Source organism: Celeribacter sp. SCSIO 80838 (assembly GCF_056498065.1).
The window spans coordinates 2,125,612-2,143,018 of the sequence record NZ_JAZKMA010000001.1 but is presented as its reverse complement, the minus strand read 5'-3'; the positions used below and the strand labels follow the sequence as shown (position 1 = coordinate 2,143,018).

Annotated in this window: 15 protein-coding genes; 2 read left to right on the top strand and 13 right to left on the bottom strand. The window is 62.9% G+C overall.

The window, feature by feature from the left end; translation table 11 throughout:
• Positions 1–153: 153 nt before the first annotated feature.
• The 12 genes from lpxC to ftsW all read right to left on the bottom strand — a co-directional run bounded on the left by lpxC (position 154) and on the right by ftsW (position 13,644).
• Positions 154–1,089 (bottom strand): UDP-3-O-acyl-N-acetylglucosamine deacetylase, encoded by a 936-nt coding sequence (gene lpxC, locus V1475_RS10825; RefSeq protein WP_434290897.1) that lies wholly within the window; start codon positions 1,087–1,089, stop codon positions 154–156.
• 328 nt (positions 1,090–1,417) lie between these two features.
• The gene (gene ftsZ / locus V1475_RS10820; RefSeq protein WP_479412752.1) at positions 1,418–3,064 is read right to left on the bottom strand and encodes a cell division protein FtsZ; all 1,647 of its coding nucleotides are present in this window, start codon (positions 3,062–3,064) and stop codon (positions 1,418–1,420) included.
• Positions 3,065–3,462: 398 nt separating this feature from the next.
• The gene (ftsA, locus tag V1475_RS10815; RefSeq protein ID WP_434287898.1) at positions 3,463–4,794 is read right to left on the bottom strand and encodes a cell division protein FtsA; all 1,332 of its coding nucleotides are present in this window, start codon (positions 4,792–4,794) and stop codon (positions 3,463–3,465) included.
• On the bottom strand, positions 4,794–5,783 hold the full coding sequence (locus V1475_RS10810) for a cell division protein FtsQ/DivIB (RefSeq protein ID WP_434287900.1): 990 nt from the start codon (positions 5,781–5,783) through the stop codon (positions 4,794–4,796). Before V1475_RS10810 ends, ftsA begins: the two co-directional genes overlap by 1 nt.
• Entirely contained in the window at positions 5,771–6,682 is a 912-nt protein-coding gene (locus V1475_RS10805) for a D-alanine--D-alanine ligase (protein ID WP_479412751.1), read from the bottom strand. Before V1475_RS10805 ends, V1475_RS10810 begins: the two co-directional genes overlap by 13 nt.
• Before the next feature lie 130 nt (positions 6,683–6,812).
• Complete coding sequence (gene murB / locus V1475_RS10800) at positions 6,813–7,778, bottom strand: UDP-N-acetylmuramate dehydrogenase (RefSeq protein ID WP_479412750.1); 966 nt, start codon at positions 7,776–7,778, stop codon at positions 6,813–6,815.
• Complete coding sequence (locus tag V1475_RS10795; protein WP_434287905.1) at positions 7,775–8,035, bottom strand: DUF2484 family protein; 261 nt, start codon at positions 8,033–8,035, stop codon at positions 7,775–7,777. The genes murB and V1475_RS10795 overlap by 4 nt, the downstream gene beginning before the upstream one ends.
• 260 nt (positions 8,036–8,295) lie before the next feature.
• Entirely contained in the window at positions 8,296–9,498 is a 1,203-nt protein-coding gene (locus V1475_RS10790) for an APC family permease (RefSeq protein ID WP_479412749.1), read from the bottom strand.
• Between the two features lie 84 nt (positions 9,499–9,582).
• A complete protein-coding gene (locus tag V1475_RS10785; protein ID WP_434287908.1) occupies positions 9,583–9,846 on the bottom strand; it encodes a hypothetical protein in 264 nt (87 codons plus the stop codon).
• A 49-nt stretch (positions 9,847–9,895) separates the two neighbouring features.
• Positions 9,896–11,299, bottom strand: a complete 1,404-nt coding sequence (gene murC, locus V1475_RS10780; protein ID WP_434287910.1) for a UDP-N-acetylmuramate--L-alanine ligase — start codon at positions 11,297–11,299, stop codon at positions 9,896–9,898.
• 37 nt (positions 11,300–11,336) lie between these two features.
• Complete coding sequence (gene murG / locus V1475_RS10775; protein WP_479412748.1) at positions 11,337–12,437, bottom strand: undecaprenyldiphospho-muramoylpentapeptide beta-N-acetylglucosaminyltransferase; 1,101 nt, start codon at positions 12,435–12,437, stop codon at positions 11,337–11,339.
• 37 nt (positions 12,438–12,474) lie between these two features.
• Positions 12,475–13,644, bottom strand: a complete 1,170-nt coding sequence (gene ftsW / locus V1475_RS10770) for a putative lipid II flippase FtsW (RefSeq protein ID WP_434287913.1) — start codon at positions 13,642–13,644, stop codon at positions 12,475–12,477.
• Positions 13,645–13,905: 261 nt separating this feature from the next.
• On the opposite strand from ftsW, the gene V1475_RS10765 reads away from it, so the two are divergent.
• On the top strand, positions 13,906–14,838 hold the full coding sequence (locus V1475_RS10765; protein WP_434287914.1) for an L-lactate dehydrogenase: 933 nt from the start codon (positions 13,906–13,908) through the stop codon (positions 14,836–14,838).
• Positions 14,839–15,129: 291 nt separating this feature from the next.
• Here the strand turns inward: V1475_RS10765 and V1475_RS10760 are convergent, their stop codons facing one another.
• Complete coding sequence (locus V1475_RS10760) at positions 15,130–15,924, bottom strand: AraC family transcriptional regulator (RefSeq protein ID WP_479412747.1); 795 nt, start codon at positions 15,922–15,924, stop codon at positions 15,130–15,132.
• A 102-nt stretch (positions 15,925–16,026) separates the two neighbouring features.
• Between V1475_RS10760 and V1475_RS10755 the strand changes: the two genes are divergently transcribed.
• Complete coding sequence (locus V1475_RS10755; protein ID WP_479412746.1) at positions 16,027–17,403, top strand: SLC13 family permease; 1,377 nt, start codon at positions 16,027–16,029, stop codon at positions 17,401–17,403.
• The last annotated feature ends 4 nt before the right edge of the window (positions 17,404–17,407 follow it).

Genomic DNA, 17,407 nt, shown 5'->3' with positions numbered 1-17,407 from the left:
GGTCGTGTCCACACTCCTAGCACAGAAAAATCCGGTGCAAAACGCCTTAACGGCGGAAAAGTCATCACGACACGGAGAGTGTGCTTTGCCTTGGCCGTCCCGCTCCTGTCCCCCCTCCGTTTCCCGGCCCTGACGGACCGGCTATGGGGTGGATCAGGCGCAGACCGCCAGATCGGCGGGGCTGACGCCCGCGCCGGGAAGCCGCGCGGCGGTGGCCGCATCGACGGTGACGAAAGCCCAGGCGCCGGGCGTGTCGAACAGCTTGCGCAGAAGCTTGTTGGTCACGGCATGGCCCGCCTTTTCGCCGACATAGCGGCCAAGGATCGGCGCGCCCGCAAGGTAGAGATCGCCCAAAGCGTCGAGCATCTTGTGGCGCACCGGCTCGTCATCATGGCGCAGACCGCCCGGGGAGAGCACCGCATCGCCATCGACCACCACGGCGTTCTCGAATGTGCCGCCAAGAGCCAGACCGTTTTCGCGCATATAATCGACATCCGCCTTGCGGCAGAAGGTGCGGCAGTTCGACAACTCGCGCACGAACGCGCCGTTGGCCATCACCAGATGCTTGTCCTGCACGCCGATCGCCGGGTCGGCGAAATCGATGTGAAAGTCGATTTCCATCGTGTCGGAGGGTTCGAGACGGGCGCGCGCATTGTCGGTCACCAACTCGACCGGCTTGAGGATTTTCAGTGCGCGGGTCGGACCGTCCTGACGGCGCAGACCGGCGGCGAGGATGGCGTCAACGAAGGGCGCGGCAGAACCGTCGAGAATCGGCACTTCCGGCCCGTCGACAGTGATCACGGCATTGCCGATGCCACAGCCTGCAAGCGCGGCCATGATGTGTTCGATGGTCGAAAGCTCGACCCCGTCGTCGTTGCGAATGAGGGTGCAAAGCTGCGACGGCACGACCGCATCCCAGCGCGCCGGGATCAGCGCGTCGCGCATGTCCGTCGCATCCGCCTCGATGTCGGAGCGCAGAAAGGTGATGCCGCTGTTGACCGGAGCGGGCAGCACCTCCATGCGCACGGGGGCACCGGAGTGGAGCCCCACCCCGTCGAAGCGAATTCGTTTTGCAACTGTGCTCTGCACCATTGGCCTCACATTCTTATCGGTCTTTTGCCTTATCGGCCTTCTGCGCATCAAAGTTCGCGGACAGGTTTGCGTATTCCCGCGCTGATACGTCTTGTTAACCCGCACCTAACCAATCCGGTTCACCAAGCTCAACTCAATCTTTGTAACCGATTGAAACATGGCAGCGGTCAGGCGGGCAAAAACCCGCGCACGCCGTCGCCGCAATGCGGCATCCCCTTTGAAACAAAAGAAAAAGGCCGCCCGAAGGCGACCTTTCACATATTGCAATCTTCGTGAATGTGATCTCGAAACCGAAGCACCGAACCGCCCCACTCACGGGTTTATGTCAGTTCGCCTGACGGCGCAGGAAAGCCGGGATCTCGATCTTTTCCTGTTCCGGGTTCGGATCCTGATCCTCGTCATAGGCCTGATGCACCTGCGGGCGGACCTGCGGCTGGGCACCGAAACGGGCCTGCGGCTGCGGCGCGGCCGGGCGGGCGTCCTGCTCATTGTGGCCGGTCATGCGACCGATCAGCGAGTTGATGCCAAAGCGACCGCCCTTGGCTTCCCCGGCGGGCTGCTGATGTTGCGCTGCGGGCTGATATTGTTGCGGGCGCATGTCGGCACGGGGCTGTTTCGACACGGCGGCCTGCAAACGGGCCAGAGCCTCCGGCGAGGGCGTGCCCGGCGCGGGCGCGCGCGGGGCGACAAAGCTTTCCGCTTCGGGCTCGTGCATCGCCGGTTGCGGCATCGGCTGCGGGCGCGGCTGATAGGCCGGCGGCGGCAGATCGTCGTCGAGGGCGCGGAACTCTTCGCGCGGCTCTTCACGGCGTTCATCACGACGGTGGCTCACCTGCGGATCGAACACATCGAGGGTCGGCTGGGCCGGTTCGGCGGCATGTTCCACCGCAGCGGCAGCGGCGACGGCGGCAGGCGCGGCGTGCTCCATTTTTTCTTCAAAGATTTCCGGGTTTTGCAGCGGTTCGGCGAGACGGCGACGCGGCACCGGCATTTCTTCGAGAACCGGGCGGGCATCGATGCCGGTGGCGACGACGGAAACGCGCATTGCACCGTCCATATCGGTGTCGAGCGTGGAGCCGACGATGATGTTGGCGTCCGGATCGACCTCTTCGCGGATGCGGTTCGCGGCTTCGTCCAGTTCGAACAGGGTGAGGTCGTAACCGCCGGTGATGTTGATCAGCACGCCTTTCGCACCCTTGAGCGAGATCTCGTCGAGGAGCGGGTTGGCGATGGCTTTCTCAGCGGCCTGAATGGCGCGATCTTCGCCGGTCGCATCGCCGGTGCCCATCATCGCCTTGCCCATTTCGTCCATCACGGAGCGCACGTCGGCGAAGTCGAGGTTGATGAGGCCCGGACGGACCATCAGGTCGGAGATGCCTTTGACGCCCTGATAGAGCACGTCATCGGCCATGGAGAAGGCCTCGGTGAAGGTGGTTTTCTCGTTGGCGAGGCGGAACAGGTTCTGGTTCGGGATCACGATCAGCGTGTCGACCATCTTCTGAAGCTGATCGACGCCCTCGTCGGCCTGACGCATGCGTTTCGCGCCCTCGAACTGGAAGGGTTTGGTCACGACACCGACGGTCAGCACACCCAACTCACGGGCAGCCTGCGCGATGATCGGAGCGGCGCCTGTGCCGGTGCCACCGCCCATGCCGGCGGTGATGAAGCACATGTGGGCCCCTGCCAAGTGATCGACGATCTGCTCGATGCTTTCCTCGGCAGCGGCGGCGCCGACGGAGGGGCGCGCACCGGCGCCGAGACCCTCGGTCACTTTCACACCCATCTGAATGCGATGCTGTGCCTTGGCGTGTTGCAGCGCCTGAGCGTCGGTGTTCGCCACGACGAAATCGACGCCTTCCAGCTGCTTCTCGATCATGTTGTTGACCGCGTTGCCGCCAGCACCACCGACACCAAACACTGTGATTTTCGGTTTCAACTCGTCCCGCTCGGGCATCGTCAGATTCAAAGCCATGAGTACCGCCTGTGTTCTTTTGCTGTTGTGCTCAGGGCCATCGCGCCTTCTGCACGCTTCCCCGACTGTCCCCACCCCTGAATCGGGGCAAAATTCACCTATTCACAATAAATCCTATGGGGTTTCGCCCGTCTCGTCATCCCCAAAACATGAGATTGCCACAAAATATGGTAAGACAGCCCGCTTATTTAGGCGGGATTTTGCGCAAAACGGCAGATTTAGGGGATAGATGCCGACAGAACGCAAGAGCCCGTATCGCGGATACGCGCCCGAAGCCTCAGGGACTTCGCGTCTTACTCGTCATATCGGGCCCTGCTCGGCCATCGTCCTCCGCGTCATTGGGCGGAGACTTTGTTATGGTCCTACCCTAACACAGCCCCGCGCCAAGCCGCAATCTCTTACCAGTTGTCCTTGAACCACCGCATCGCGCGTTTGAGCGAGCGGGCCGGGTAGCGTTCGGCGGGAATTTCGAAATCCCACCATTCGTCCTGCGGGTTGGCCGCGAAGAGACACAGCCCGACGGCAGAGGCAAATGCCGCGCCGGTGGCAGCCTGCGGCAGGCCCTGAACCCGCAAGGGGCGGCCGATGCGCACATTCTGACCGAGGATCTTCGGCGCCAGCGTGTCGAGGCCGGGAATTTGCGAGCCGCCGCCGGTCAGCACGATCTGCTGGCTGGGCATGTGCTCGAACCCCGCCGCATCGAGACATTCGCGCACGCCTTCGAGGATTTCCTCGACGCGCGGGCGGATGATGCCGATCAGTTCGGCGCGCGACACGGTGCGGCGATCTTTCTCCCAATCGCCGCAATCGCTGCCCACTTCGATCATCTCGCGGTCGTCCATGCCGGTGGCGACGAGGCCGCCATAGAAGGTCTTGATCCGCTCGGCGGTGGCGAAGGGGATTTGCAGCCCCATGGCGATGTCGGAGGTCACATGCTCGCCGCCCATGCGCACAGAATCGGCATAGATCATGTGTTTTTTCATGAAGATCGACACATCGGTCGCACCGCCGCCGAGATCGACACAGGCCGCGCCCAGCTCCTGCTCATCTTCGACAAGCGCGGAAATGCCGGAGACATAGGCGCCCGAGGCCAGCCCCGCGACTTCGAGATCGCAGCGTTTGATGCAGTACAGGAGGTTCTGGATCGTCGCCGTGTCCACCGTCAGCATATGCATGTCGACGGCAAGGCTCTGGCCGATCTGACCGCGCGGGTCCTTGAGGCCGGAGCGGTGATCGAGCTGGAAGTTCACCGGCTGGGCGTGCAGCACATCGCGGTGATTGCCGTAATCCGGCACATCCGAGGAGGCGAGCACGCGGGCGACGTCCTGTTCGGAGACGGTGTCATATTCGACCTCCACCTGCCCCGCGATACCGTAGGACCGCGGGCTGCCGCCGGAGAAACAGGCGATGACGTGATCGACGCGGGTCTGGGCCATTTTCTGGGCGGCCTGAACGGCGGTACGGATCGCGCGTTCGGTCTCCGGCATGGAATCGATCTCGCCGAACCGCACCCCGCGCGAACGTGTGGTGGCCGCGCCAATGACACGGAAGGAGGATTGCCCGGCCAGCGCGCCAACCCCGTCGCCGCCCATGAAGCGTTCGCCGTCGAAGCGCAGCACCAGACAGGCGATCTTGGAGGTGCCGACATCGAGAATGGCAATCACGCCACGCTGCAGAGCGGCCTTGCGCATGTTCCGCATGGCCCGCTGGGCCTCGTACAAATCGGTCATCAGTAAGACACTCCAAGTTCGACGCCCCGCAGGCGTTTGAGTTCGTCCTGAGCGGCCTCGGTCAGCCGCACTGTCGGTCGGGTCGGGCGGCGCATGTCGACGCTTGCGACATCGCGGCCCAAAAGGTCTTTCGCCTGATCGAGCGCCACCACCTGCGCCAGCGCGCCGAGCGGGTTCTCTTCCGGCAGCATGATCACCTGATCGCGGTCCAGAACGACGTTCCAGCGCCGTTCGCCCACACGCACCAGCCCGCGCATCCGCGGCAGGAGCGGACCGGCGGATTTCAGCAGCGCCAGCGCCTCGACCACCGCGCGCTCCGCGCCCTCGCCCGCGATCAGCGGCAGGTCGGGCCGGTCGCCCCGATGCGGCAGCGCGGCCACCCGATGGCCTTCGGCGTCGAGCATTTCCAGCCCGGCGGAGGAGCGCCAGATCACGGCGGGGGTGCGTTCGGTGATGTCGATCTGAAGAATGCCGCCCGCACGCACATGCAGCCCGGCGGACGCGACGGCGTCGAGATCCTCGATCTGCTCAAGCATTTCAGGCAGGTCGAGGTCGAAGGAGGAAATCGGGAACGTCACAGCGGCGATCTCGCGAATGTCTTCAGCCAGAGGCGCGGAGGCACCGTCGATCGCCATGAGTTTCACCATAAACTCGGGGCGGTTCTGGATCTCGTTTTTCCACAGTGCGACCTGATCGGAGAAGGCGGTGCGATTGTCCTCGGACGCGAACCACAGTCCGACGCAGGCGGCCACGACCGCAATCGGTGCGATGCGACGCAGGAAGAAGCGGAAGGACGGTGTGAGCCAAAGCCGGTTCATGCGATAGGCGGCACGCGAGGGCGCCGGATCGCGGGGGCGCTGAGGCGCGGCGTCGGTGTCGCCGCCCTGCCCCCGCCGGGTCCGGATCGCACGGGCCACGGCCTCGGAGACCCGGGCGGACCCGCCTGCGGTCGGGCCTTTGGCGAAATCGATCGGGTCTACCGGTCGCATGAGGCGTCCTCCACCATCCAGGCACAGAACTGACCGAAGCTGATGCCGCTTTTTTGCGCCTGTTCGGGCGAGAGCGAGGTCGGCGTCATCCCCGGCTGGGTGTTGGTTTCCAAAAGCACGAGACCCTCGATGCCGCGGGCTTCGTCCCAACGGAAATCGGTCCGCGACACGCCGCGGCAGCCGAGCGCCTTGTGGGCGCGCAGGGCAAAGTCCTGACAGGCGGCGGTGATCTCGGCGGGGATCTCCGCCGGGCAGACATGGCGCGACCCGCCCGCCTTGTATTTGGCGTCGTAATCGTACCAGCCGTCGGTGAGAATATCTGTGACCAAAAGCGCCTTATCGCCCATCACGGAACAGGTCAGCTCACGCCCCGGCGCATATTGTTCGACCATGACGACGGCGGGCATCTCGGCGGACATACGCGGCGCGTTGGAACTTTCGTGCACGATATAAACGCCAACCGAAGACCCCTCGTTATAGGGTTTGACCACATAGGGCGGCTCCATCACATGCCCGGCCTCGACCTCAAAACGAGACGCCAGCAGGGAGGGCACGACGGGAAGACCGGCGGCGCGGTAGACCTCTTTGGTCTTTTCCTTGTCCATGGCCAGAGCGGAGGCGAGCACGCCGGAGTGGGTGTAGGGGATGCGCAGCCATTCCAGAAGCCCCTGCACACAGCCGTCTTCGCCGAACCGGCCATGCAGCGCGTTGAACACGACATCGGGCCTACACGCGACCAATTGCGCGCAAAGGTCCTCGCCCGCGTCGATCTCTACAACTTCGAATCCTTCACCCCGAAGTGCCTTGGCACATTCACGCCCGGAGGACAAAGACACTTCGCGCTCTGACGAAGGTCCGCCCAGAATGACGGCCACTTTCGGGGACTGCCTGCTCGACATGTCCACTCGCCTCATAATCGGATCGTCTTTTGCGATCCACGAAATTTTGGGTCATCTTGCGTGACCCTTTGAAAAAACGCCCCGTTTCGGGGTCAGTCTTAACGCCCTGCTCAGGACGCCGTTCCGGCCCTTATGCGCCGGTTTTCGTCGCTTCGGCAAGACCGTCCGGGATCGGATCTCCGGAAAACTCACCGATGCGCTTGATTTCCCATTGTAACGTGAGGCCCGCGTTTTGAAACACCTTTTTTCGCACCGTCTCGCCCAAAAGTTCGAGATCATGCGCGGAGGCCTCGCCCATGTTGATCATGAAGTTGGAATGTTTCTCGCTCATCTGCGCGCCGCCGATGGAAAAGCCGCGCAAACCGGCGTCGTCGATCACCTTCCAGGCTTTGAGATCGTGCACGTCATCGGCCCTGCCCGTCGAACTGAACCCCGCCGGATTGCGAAAGGTCGAGCCTGCGGAGCGCTCTTTCACCGGCTGCGTGGCGTCGCGCTTGGCGAGTTGGTCGTCCATGCGGGCATTGAGCATTTCGGGATCGGCAATTTCGGCCTCGAACGTCGCCTCGACGATGACCCAGCCTTCGGGCAGATCGGTCTGGCGGTACTGGAAATTCAAATCCTCAGAGACCAGCGTCACAAGCGCGCCCTCCCGCGTCACGGCCTTGGCCGACACGAAATGATCCGCCACATAGGACCCGTAGCAGCCCGCATTCATCCGCACAGCGCCGCCGATGGCACCGGGAATGGTGCGCAAAAACGTCAGGTCGAGCCCCGCCTCTGCCGCCTTTTTCGCCACATGCGCATCGAGCGCCGCGACACCGGCGGTCACGCGGTTGCCGTCGATTTCGATATGATTGAAGCCGCGCCCCATACGGATCACCACGGCGCGAATGCCGCCGTCGCGCACGATCAGGTTCGAACCGACCCCCATCGGAAACACCGCAACGGAGGGATCGAGGGCTTTGAGAAACCCCTGCAAATCCACAAGATCGGCGGGCTGAAACAAGGCATCCGCAGGACCGCCCACACGCAGCCATGTCAGATCGGCCAAAGCCCGGTTCTCGGTCAGCTTGCCACGCACATCCGGGTAGATCATTCCGCAGGCCCCTTCGCCAGTGTTCGCCGCATCCACCGGCCCAGATACACCACAGGCCAGCGCAGGATCGAGACGCCCGCCGCGAAGACGACGAGGCCGATCCATGGGCCGTTCTCATAGGTGACAAATCCCAGAAGAGGAACCCCCAGCGCGATCAGCGCATAGGCGGCGGGCCAATGGTTGCGACGCGAGGGCAGCATCGCGATCACATTGGCGAGCAGCGCCCAGAGACAGGCAAGGGTAAGGGACAGGGTCATGCGGCCTATTTCCTATCTGGACCGCCGCACAAGTCGCCTCCACAGCACCTTGAGCGGCTTTCGAAACAAAGACACGGCAGCAGCGAAACCGATCAACACCGGCAGGTATCCGTGGACCCGACCGGTCCAGACGAGCACCACGGGCAGCACGAGCAAAAGCGCCAATCCGGGGAGAATCTGGTGGCGCAAGGGTAACGGAGCGAGGGCCATGGTGGCAAGCGCCCAAATTGCGAGCACCACAAGGGGTTCCTGCAACAGGTTCACGACACGCCGCCCAGAGCGAAGGCCAGAAGCGCCAGTACGGCGAAGACCAGCCCGACGACCGGCACCCAGTTCGCCACACGAAACGGGGCTTTCGGGCTGCGGCGTTTCAAAAGGATCAGCGCGCCGTTAACCAGCGTAAAGACGGTGAGCAGGATGGTCGAGGTCACGCCCGCGAGATCCGCGACCGGCAGGGCGAGGCTTGCGGCCAGAACGGCGGCGCCGATCAGCAGCGTGGCAAGGATCGGAGTGCCAAAGCGCGGATGAGCATGATGGAACAGCCCCAGAAGACCGCCGCGCTTGCCGAGACCGAACAGCACACGGGCGGCCATGACGATCTGCGCCAGAACACCGTTCAGTGCGGCGGCGACGGCGATGGCGGAGAGCACGGCGACCGGACCGCCCCCCGCCTCATAGACCAGCGCCAGCGGACGCTCGGAGCCGCCGAGGGCTTCGAGCGGCACGGCACGTACGGCGGTGATGGTGACAGCGGCGTAGAGCAATGTGGTGATAACGAGCGAGGCGATGATGGCGATCGGCAGCGTGCGTTCGGGGCGTTTGACCTCCTCGGCCATATTGACGATGTCCTCGAAGCCGATGAAGGCGAAGAACGCGAGCGTGGCGGCGACGCCGATCCCCGGCAGGTAGGGGGCTGCGGGGGTTGCGAAATCGGGCGACACGGGCGCGTGCCAGCCGGACCAGATGACGAGTGCCAGCCCGCCAACCTCGATGACCGTGAAGAGCGCCGCCATGGCGAGGCTCTCCAACACGCCGACGACTGCCACAGCGACCAGCGCAAGACCGAGCACCACGACCGCAAGCGTGAAAGGAATGTCAACGATGGCAATGAGATAGCCCGCACCACCTCTGAGCACGGCGGACGCCGAAACAGTGCCCCCGGCGACAATGGCAAGCCCCACGAGCAGGCCGAGAAAACGCGATCCGGTCCCCGCCTCGACATAGGCCGCCTCGCCCGCAGCCTCGGGAATGCGGGTGGACAATTCGGCATAAGAGAGCGCGGAGGGCGCGGCGATCAGCCCGGCTAAAAGGAAGGCCAGGGGCGCGTAAAGCCCGGCCTCGGCCGCGACCGTGCCGACCAGAACGTAAATCCCCGCGCCCACCATGACGCCCACACCATAGGCGGTGAGCAATCCGGGGCCTATACGACGTTTGAGCTGACCTGTTTGTCCTTGGCGTGTCATGCGCGTCTCCATTGTCAGACGATGGTCACAGGATAACCGGTCACGGGCCGCAGGTCTCTGCGTCAGAACAAAGCGGAGAAGCCTTCACTTCGCCCGTGCGTTTCGCCGCCAGAGCCATGCCCCACCCATGGCCGCAAGAGACAGGGCAAAGGCAATCAGCGCCAGCGTCAGGGCTGCGGAGATGGCGCGCGAGGGGCCGCCGATGAGACGCCCCCGATTGACGGCATATTCGAAGGCGAAAAACAGCCCCCAGCCCCCCAACGTCAGGAACAAAGCGAGCAGGAGTGCGACGGACCAACGCCCCTTGACGCCCAACCAGCCCGCCAGGGGCACTGCAAACCACGGCATAACCAAAAGCGCAAAGCTCAATATTTTTAAGGCGATAGCCGTCAGATGCTCAGCCTTTCGACAGCCGTTCCGGCAGGTTATGCGCCCAGGTCGAGATGGTCCCGGCACCGAGGCAGACGACCATGTCGCCGGGGCGGGTCTGTTCGCGCACCAGCCGTTCGAGATCGTCTTCGCAGGTCACGGCGCGGGCGTGGCGGTGACCGTGGCGGATCAGACCGGCGACCAGATCGTCACGTGACGCACCGGGGATCGGGTCCTCTCCGGCGGCATAGACCTCCGCGATGCCGACGACATCGGCCTCGTTGAAACAGGTGCAGAAATCGTCGAAGAGGCTGGACAGACGCGAGTAGCGGTGCGGCTGATGCACGGCGATGACACGACCGTCCGAGGCCTGACGCGCGGCTTTCAACACGGCGGCGATCTCGACCGGGTGGTGGCCGTAATCGTCGATGATCGTGACGCCATTGACCTCGCCGACGCGGGTGAAGCGACGGTTGACCCCACCGAAAGCGGCCAAGGCCTGTTTGATTTCCTCGGCCTTCATGCCGAGATGACGTGCCACGGCGACGGCGGCCAAAGCGTTCGACACGTTGTGATCGCCCGGCATCGGCAGGGTGCAGCCCTCGATCACCATCTCGTCGGCGGCAAGCACGATGTCGAAATGCGCAACGCCTTTTTTGTAGGTCAGGTTGACCGCACGGACATCGGCCTGCGCGTTGAACCCGTAGGTCACGACACGGCGGTCGGTGATCTTGCCGACCAGCGCCTGAACTTCGGGATGATCCGTACAGCAGACGGCGAGACCATAGAACGGAATGCCGGAGACGAAATCGTAAAACCCTTTGCGCAGGTTCTCAATCGTGCCCCAGTGCTCCATATGCTCCGGGTCGATGTTGGTCACGATAGCGATGGTGGCGGGCAGGCGGTTGAACGTGCCGTCGCTCTCATCGGCCTCGACGACCATCCAGTCGCCCTGCCCCATCCGGGCGTTCGAACCGTAGGCATGGATAATGCCACCGTTGATCACCGTCGGGTCGATGCCGCCCGCGACCAGAAGCTCGGCCACAAGCGTGGTGGTCGTGGTCTTGCCGTGGGTGCCTGCGATGGCGACGTTGGATTTGAGGCGCATCAGCTCCGCCAGCATCTCGGCCCGGCGCACCACCGGCAGGCCTTTGGCCCGGGCAGTATCGAGTTCCGGGTTGCCGGGTTTGATCGCAGACGAGATCACCACGACCTCCGCGTTCTCAAGATTTTCCGCGCGCTGCCCCTCGTAGATCACCGCACCCAGCGCCTTGAGCCGGTCGGTGATTTTCGACGCTTTCAGATCGGAGCCCTGCACCTGATAGCCATGGTTCAAAAGCACCTCGGCAATCCCCGACATGCCGATGCCGCCAATGCCGACAAAATGGATTGCGCCCATCTCGGTGGGGAGTTTGGTCACGGAAGCGTTCATGTTTTTCGTCTCACTCGTCTGTCGCCCACAAGGGCCGTCATTGTTTGTTGAAGGCCAGATTTTCAACCAGAGCTGCCAGCTCTTCCGCCGCCATCGGTTTCGAGACCGAAAGCGCGGCGTGGGCCATCATGGTGGCGCCTTGCGGGTGAGCCAGCACGTTGTAAATCTGCTCGGCAAGGCTTTCCGGCGTCAACTGGCTCTCGGGGATCATCACGGCGGCGTCCGCCTCCACAAGCCCACGGGCATTGGCGGTCTGGTGATCGCCTGCCGCCGCCGCATAAGGGATCAGGATCGAGGGGCGACCGATGACGGAAATATCCGCAACGGTCGAGGCGCCGGAGCGGGAGATCACCAGTTGCGCCTCGCTCATCCGGGTCGGGATGTCGTCGAAGAAGGGGCGCACATCGGCCTGAATGCCTTGGGCGTGATAGAATTCGGTGACGCGGTCGAGATCTTCGGGACGCGCCTGTTGGCTGATGCGCAGACGCGACAGCATGGCCTCCGGCAAGCGGGAAATGGCGTCGGGCACCACATCCGACAGGATGCGCGCGCCCTGCGAACCGCCGACGATCAAAAGCTCCATCGGATAGTCACCGGGCGGAATATAGGGCGCGGCGTGTTTCTCATAGACCGCCCCGCGCACCGGGTTGCCGACATAATAGCCCTCGACACCCTGCGGCAGGGTCGTCGGCCATGTGCCGCAGGCGACCGTGTTGACGCGTTTGGCAAAGACCTGATTGACCCGCCCCAAGACGCCGTTCTGTTCATGGATCATCCGGGGCAGTTTGAGCAAAGTCGCCGCCGCCACCGCCGGGATCGCCGGGTAGCCACCGAAGCCCACCACGACGGCAGGTTTGTCTGAGACGAATTTGGTGAGCGCCGAAAGCACGCCACCTGCGATGCGGAACGGCACCAGAGCCTTCGCCAGAACACCGCCGCGCGCGAAGGTGGCCGAGGGCACGGTGTCGATCTCGACCGCTTTCGGAAAAGCGCCGGTGTAGCGTGCACCACGGGCGTCGGTCGACAGTTTCACCCGCCAGCCCCGCGCCAGCATCACTTCGGCCAGAGACTGCGCCGGAAACATATGTCCGCCAGTGCCGCCTGCGGCGATCACGAGAAGGGGGGCTTGCTGGGTCATATCTGCCTCTTGTTGTTTTTTTGTTTTCAGGGTGCCGTCAGCGTCCGCGCCGGATCAGGATATCACCGATCTCGCCTTGCGGGCGGGTGCGGGTAAAGGCCAGAAGCGCGCCGAGCGCAATGCCCGAAGCAATCACGGAGGAGCCGCCATAGGACACAAACGGGAGAGTCATACCTTTCGCGGGCAGAAGCCGGACGGCCACACCCATGTTGATGAAGGCCTGAATGCCGAAAGCACAGGCCAGCCCGGTGCCAGCAAGGCGGATGAACGGATCGCGTTCACGCAACAGCCGCCAGAGCGATCGCACGGTGATCGTCGCATAAAGCGCGATGATGATGCCCACAAGGATGAGCCCGTATTCTTCGGCGGCGACCGCGATGATGAAATCGGTATGCGCATCGGGCAGCGACCATTTCACCGTCCCCTCGCCCACACCGACCCCGAAAAAGCCCCCCTCGCGGATGGCGTTGGTGGCGTAGCCGATTTGGGTCGTCGGATCGATGGTCGGGTCGAGAAAGCCGTCAATGCGGCGCGCGAAGTGTTCGGAATTGTGATAGGCAAACGTCCCGCCCGCCACGACCAGCCCTGCGATGCCCACCAAAAGCATCAGCGGCGCGCCGGAGACGAAATACATCACACCCCAGGAGAAAAGCAAAAGCGAGGCCTGCCCGAAATCCGGCTGCAACGCCAGAAGGATAACGATGAACGACGTCAGCAGGAAAGAATAAAGCCGCCCCGGAGGCCCGCCGATCTCATGGGCGGCGGCCATCATCCATGCGGCAGTGATGACGAAAGCGGGTTTCAGAAATTCCGAGGGCTGTACCGAAGCAAAGCCAAGCGAGAACCACCGGGTCGCGCCCTTGCCGAAATCCGTGCCGAAAAACGGCAGAAGCATGAGCGACACCATGGCGATCCCAAATCCGACCACGGCGACCCGACGCACGCGCGCGGGGTCCATCATGGTGATGCCGATCATTACCATGAGACCGACGCCGCCGAAAAACGCCTGACGTTTGACGTAGTGAAACAGGTCGGTGAAATGGTTCTTCTCGGCCAGAGGCGGAGAGGCCGCCAGCCCGAGCAGAAGCCCGATACCGAAGAGGATGAAGACGCAGGACAGCGTCCATTTGTCGATTGTCCGCCACCAACGCGGAAGGATCGGCTCTCCCACGCGCATCGGCGCCGAGCCATACACCATCTCTGTCATGATACCGCCTACATCTGCCTCATGCCCGATTTTCCGGGTCTATACCGGCCAGAATAGCGGTATTCGTGCCCGCACGCCACTACAGATTGCGGTCTGGGCGGGCGCAAGGCGCAGGAAAGCGGGGTTTTGCCCAAAACAATCTCCCTGTCGCGCCTCTCATGCAAAAACACGAATTGATCACCGTCATTGATCGTTAACGTGAATCTGCGCATGGTGGCGCTAACCCATCCTCTTCCTTTCCTCCAACCACGGAGAACGCATATGAAAATCGGGATCGTCGGCGCGGGTATGGTCGGCTCCGCCGCAGGTTATGCCATCGCGCTCAAAGGCACCGCGAGCAAGATCGTCTTTGTCGATTACAACGCCGCCCTCGCCCGCGCGCAGGCCGAGGACATCGCTCATGCCGTGCCCTTTGCCTCCTCCACCGTGGTCATGGCGGGAGATTACGCGGAACTGAAGGGCGCGGGCGTCGTGATCCTCGCCGCCGGTGTCGGACAGAAACCCGGCGAGAGCCGGCTCGAACTTTTGACCCGCAATGCCGAGGTGTTTCGCCAGATCATCGGCAAGGTGCTGGACGCCGCGCCCGACGCGATCCTTCTGGTCGCCACCAACCCCGTCGACATCATGACCCAGATCGCCACGCGGCTTTCGGGCCTGCCGCCGTCGCGGGTGATCGGCTCGGGCACCATTCTGGACACCGCCCGGTTCCGGCATCTGATCGGCGAACATCTGGGCGTGGCGCCGCGCTCGGTCCATGCCTATGTGCTGGGCGAACATGGCGACAGCGAGGTGCTGTGCTGGTCCTCGGCGCGCGCGGGCACGCTCTCCGTCAAGGATTTCGCCGCCCAGATGCGCGTACCGCTGACCGAAGGCGTCAAGGCGCGGATCGACGACGGGGTGCGCAATGCCGCCTATACGATCATCAATGGCAAGGGCGCGACATGGTACGGCATCGGCGCAGGGCTTGAACGGCTGGTGCGAGCGATTGCGCGCGACGAACAGACCGTGCTGTCGGTCTCCATCGTGACACCGAAGGTCGAAGGCGTGCAGGACGTGGCCCTGTCGATCCCGCGCATTGTGGGCGGTCAGGGTGTGATTGCGGATCTCTTTCCGGAGCTGGACGATGCGGAGCATGAGGCGCTGGGGGCCTCGGCAAAGCTGTTGAAAAAGACCTTGGATGCGTTGGAATATTGAGGAGTAAAGTCTGACTAAACAGACAATTCAACCAAGGGCATTTATGTGATCCGGACATTCAAACAAAATATTCAATGGGCGTTGCAAGAAAGACCTAAGCAAGTCCGATCTTTCACCGCATTATGTTTGAGTTTGGAAGCGTTTGCGCTCTATTTGCTAATGTTTCGCCCCGACTGGTGGGTCGAGTCGCGGCGCTATTCAGCTCTTTCAACTTGGCTCCCTTGTTTCATGTTTCCGGTCGGCTACGTCTGGGGTCTGGCTTCTATGAAAAACCATCAAAAGTAGCCAGCCTCACCGAAACGCCGACGGTGGCGCGCCTAGGTCCCTCTTGAACGCCGCGATAAAGGCCGAGGGGCTGGAGTATCCCAGATGCGCCGCCAGATCGGTGCTGCTTTCGCCCTGCTCCAGCCGCTCCAAGGCAAATAAAATCCGCCGCCGGGCGCGCCAGTCGCGAAAGCTCTTGCCGGTTTCCGTCACGAACAATCGCGCCAAGGTGCGCTCCGACGAGCCGATCTCATGGGCGATTTCCGCCAGCCCCCGACGTTCTTCGGGGTGCTTCAGAAAGATCGCCATCGCCGCGATCAGACGCGGATCGCGGCCGCCCGGCAGGTGCATCGCGGCGGGCTTGAGCCTTCCGATTTCGTCCAAAGCCACCCAGGCCAGCCGCCGGGTCTCCGCACGTGTCAACGCGCCGTCCACCATGCGCTCCACCACGCCTCTGAGCAAAGGTGTGGTCCGCATGACTGTGACCTCCTGCGGCAGACCCGCGCGCGTAACGTAAGGCGGTGCGACATAGAGGTGATGGGTTAGGACTGGCGCCTGCGTGCTGAGCTGATGCTCGACGTGGGAGGGAATCCAGATCGCGTGTTTATGCGGAATGATCCAGACATCTTCGCCCGCCTGCATCCGCAGAATGCCATTGTAACACATGGCCAATTGCGCGCGCGGATGGCTGTGCGGCTCGACCGTATAGCCGCCGGTGAATTGTTCGCGGCGGGCAATCACCGGGCGCCCCGGCGTCAGGTCAGACCCGATCCCCGTGGGGGGCGCATCGGCATTTGGCAGATATTCGACATGATTTGGCATAATGTCGCTCTACCGTATTTCCGACATTTTTCCTACACCTTTCGCAAAAGGTGCAGCCCCAAAGCCAGCGCCTGTTTTCGCATTCACATCGCAGGACTGCACATGACCTATTTCAGAGAGGCCGTCATCACGGCCATCACATTGATCGCGTTGGCGATCGCCATCACCGTTCCGGGGATATTTGCCGTCCATCAGGCGCTGATCTTTGCCATCGTGCTTGTGACACTCGGACTTTGGGCCACCGGGCTTGTGCCGGGCTATCTGACCTCACTGTTTTTCTTTACGGCGCTGCTTCTGCCGGGGCTGGCGGCCCCCGATGTGGTCTTCTCCGGCTTCACCTCCACCGCGATGTGGCTGATCATTGCAGGGTTTGTCATCGGGGCCGCGATCACCCATTCCGGGCTTGGCGCAAAGATCGGCGAAGTGGCGCGACCCCACCTGTCGAAAAGCTATCCGATGCTCATCGGCGGGCTGATGGTGATCGGCATGGCTTTGGGCTTTGTGATGCCGTCGTCCTTGGGCCGCTCCGCCGTTCTCGTGCCGGTCGGCATGGCGCTGTCGGATATGCTGGGGCTTGAGAAAGGCTCGAAAGGGCGGATCGGCGTCGCGGTGATCATCGCCTTCGGGACCAATATGCCGAGCTTTGCGATCCTGCCGTCGAACATTCCGAACATCGTGCTCTCGGGCATGGCGGACAAGATCTTTGGCATGGAGTTCTCCTATGCCGATTATCTGCTGCTGCATTATCCGGTTCTGGGCGTGTTGAAATCCATCGCTCTGGTGCTTCTGACGCTCTATTTCTTCCCGGCCAAGGTTGAGCCGACGCCCATCGAAGTCACCAAGGACACGCCCGCCTCCTCGCGCAAACAACTGATCCTGATGGTGATCCTTCTGGCCACCATCGGCTTTTGGGCCACGGACCAGATGCATGGCATCAACGCCGCCTGGATCGGGCTTGCCGCCACTCTGGTGCTTTTGATCCCGCGCCTGGGCCTTGTGCCGCCGTCGGTGTTCAAGGGCGCGGTCGATTTCGGGATGCTGATGTTTGTCGCTGGCGCTCTGGCCCTGGGTGCCGTGGTCAACAACTCCGGTCTCGGTGCGATCATCGCGCATCAGGTTGTCGGCATGTTGCCCCTCGCGGAAGGTCGGGATTTCCTCAACTTCTACTCGCTCTCCACTCTGGGTGCGCTGACGTCCGTGTTCACCACCATGCCGGGCGTGCCCGCCGTGTTGACGCCTTTGGCCGAGGAACTGACGCAGGCGACAGGATTTTCGCTTGAGGCGGTATTGATGACCCAAGTCATCGGTTTTTCCACCGTGATCTTCCCCTATCAGGTCGGGCCGCTGATCGTCGCCATGGGGCTTGCAGGCGAAAGCACGCGCCACCTGATGAAGATGACCCTGTCTTTGTCGGCGCTGACTTTCCTGATTTTCATCCCGCTCGATTACCTGTGGTGGGTGGCTCTGGGCTGGATTTAACACC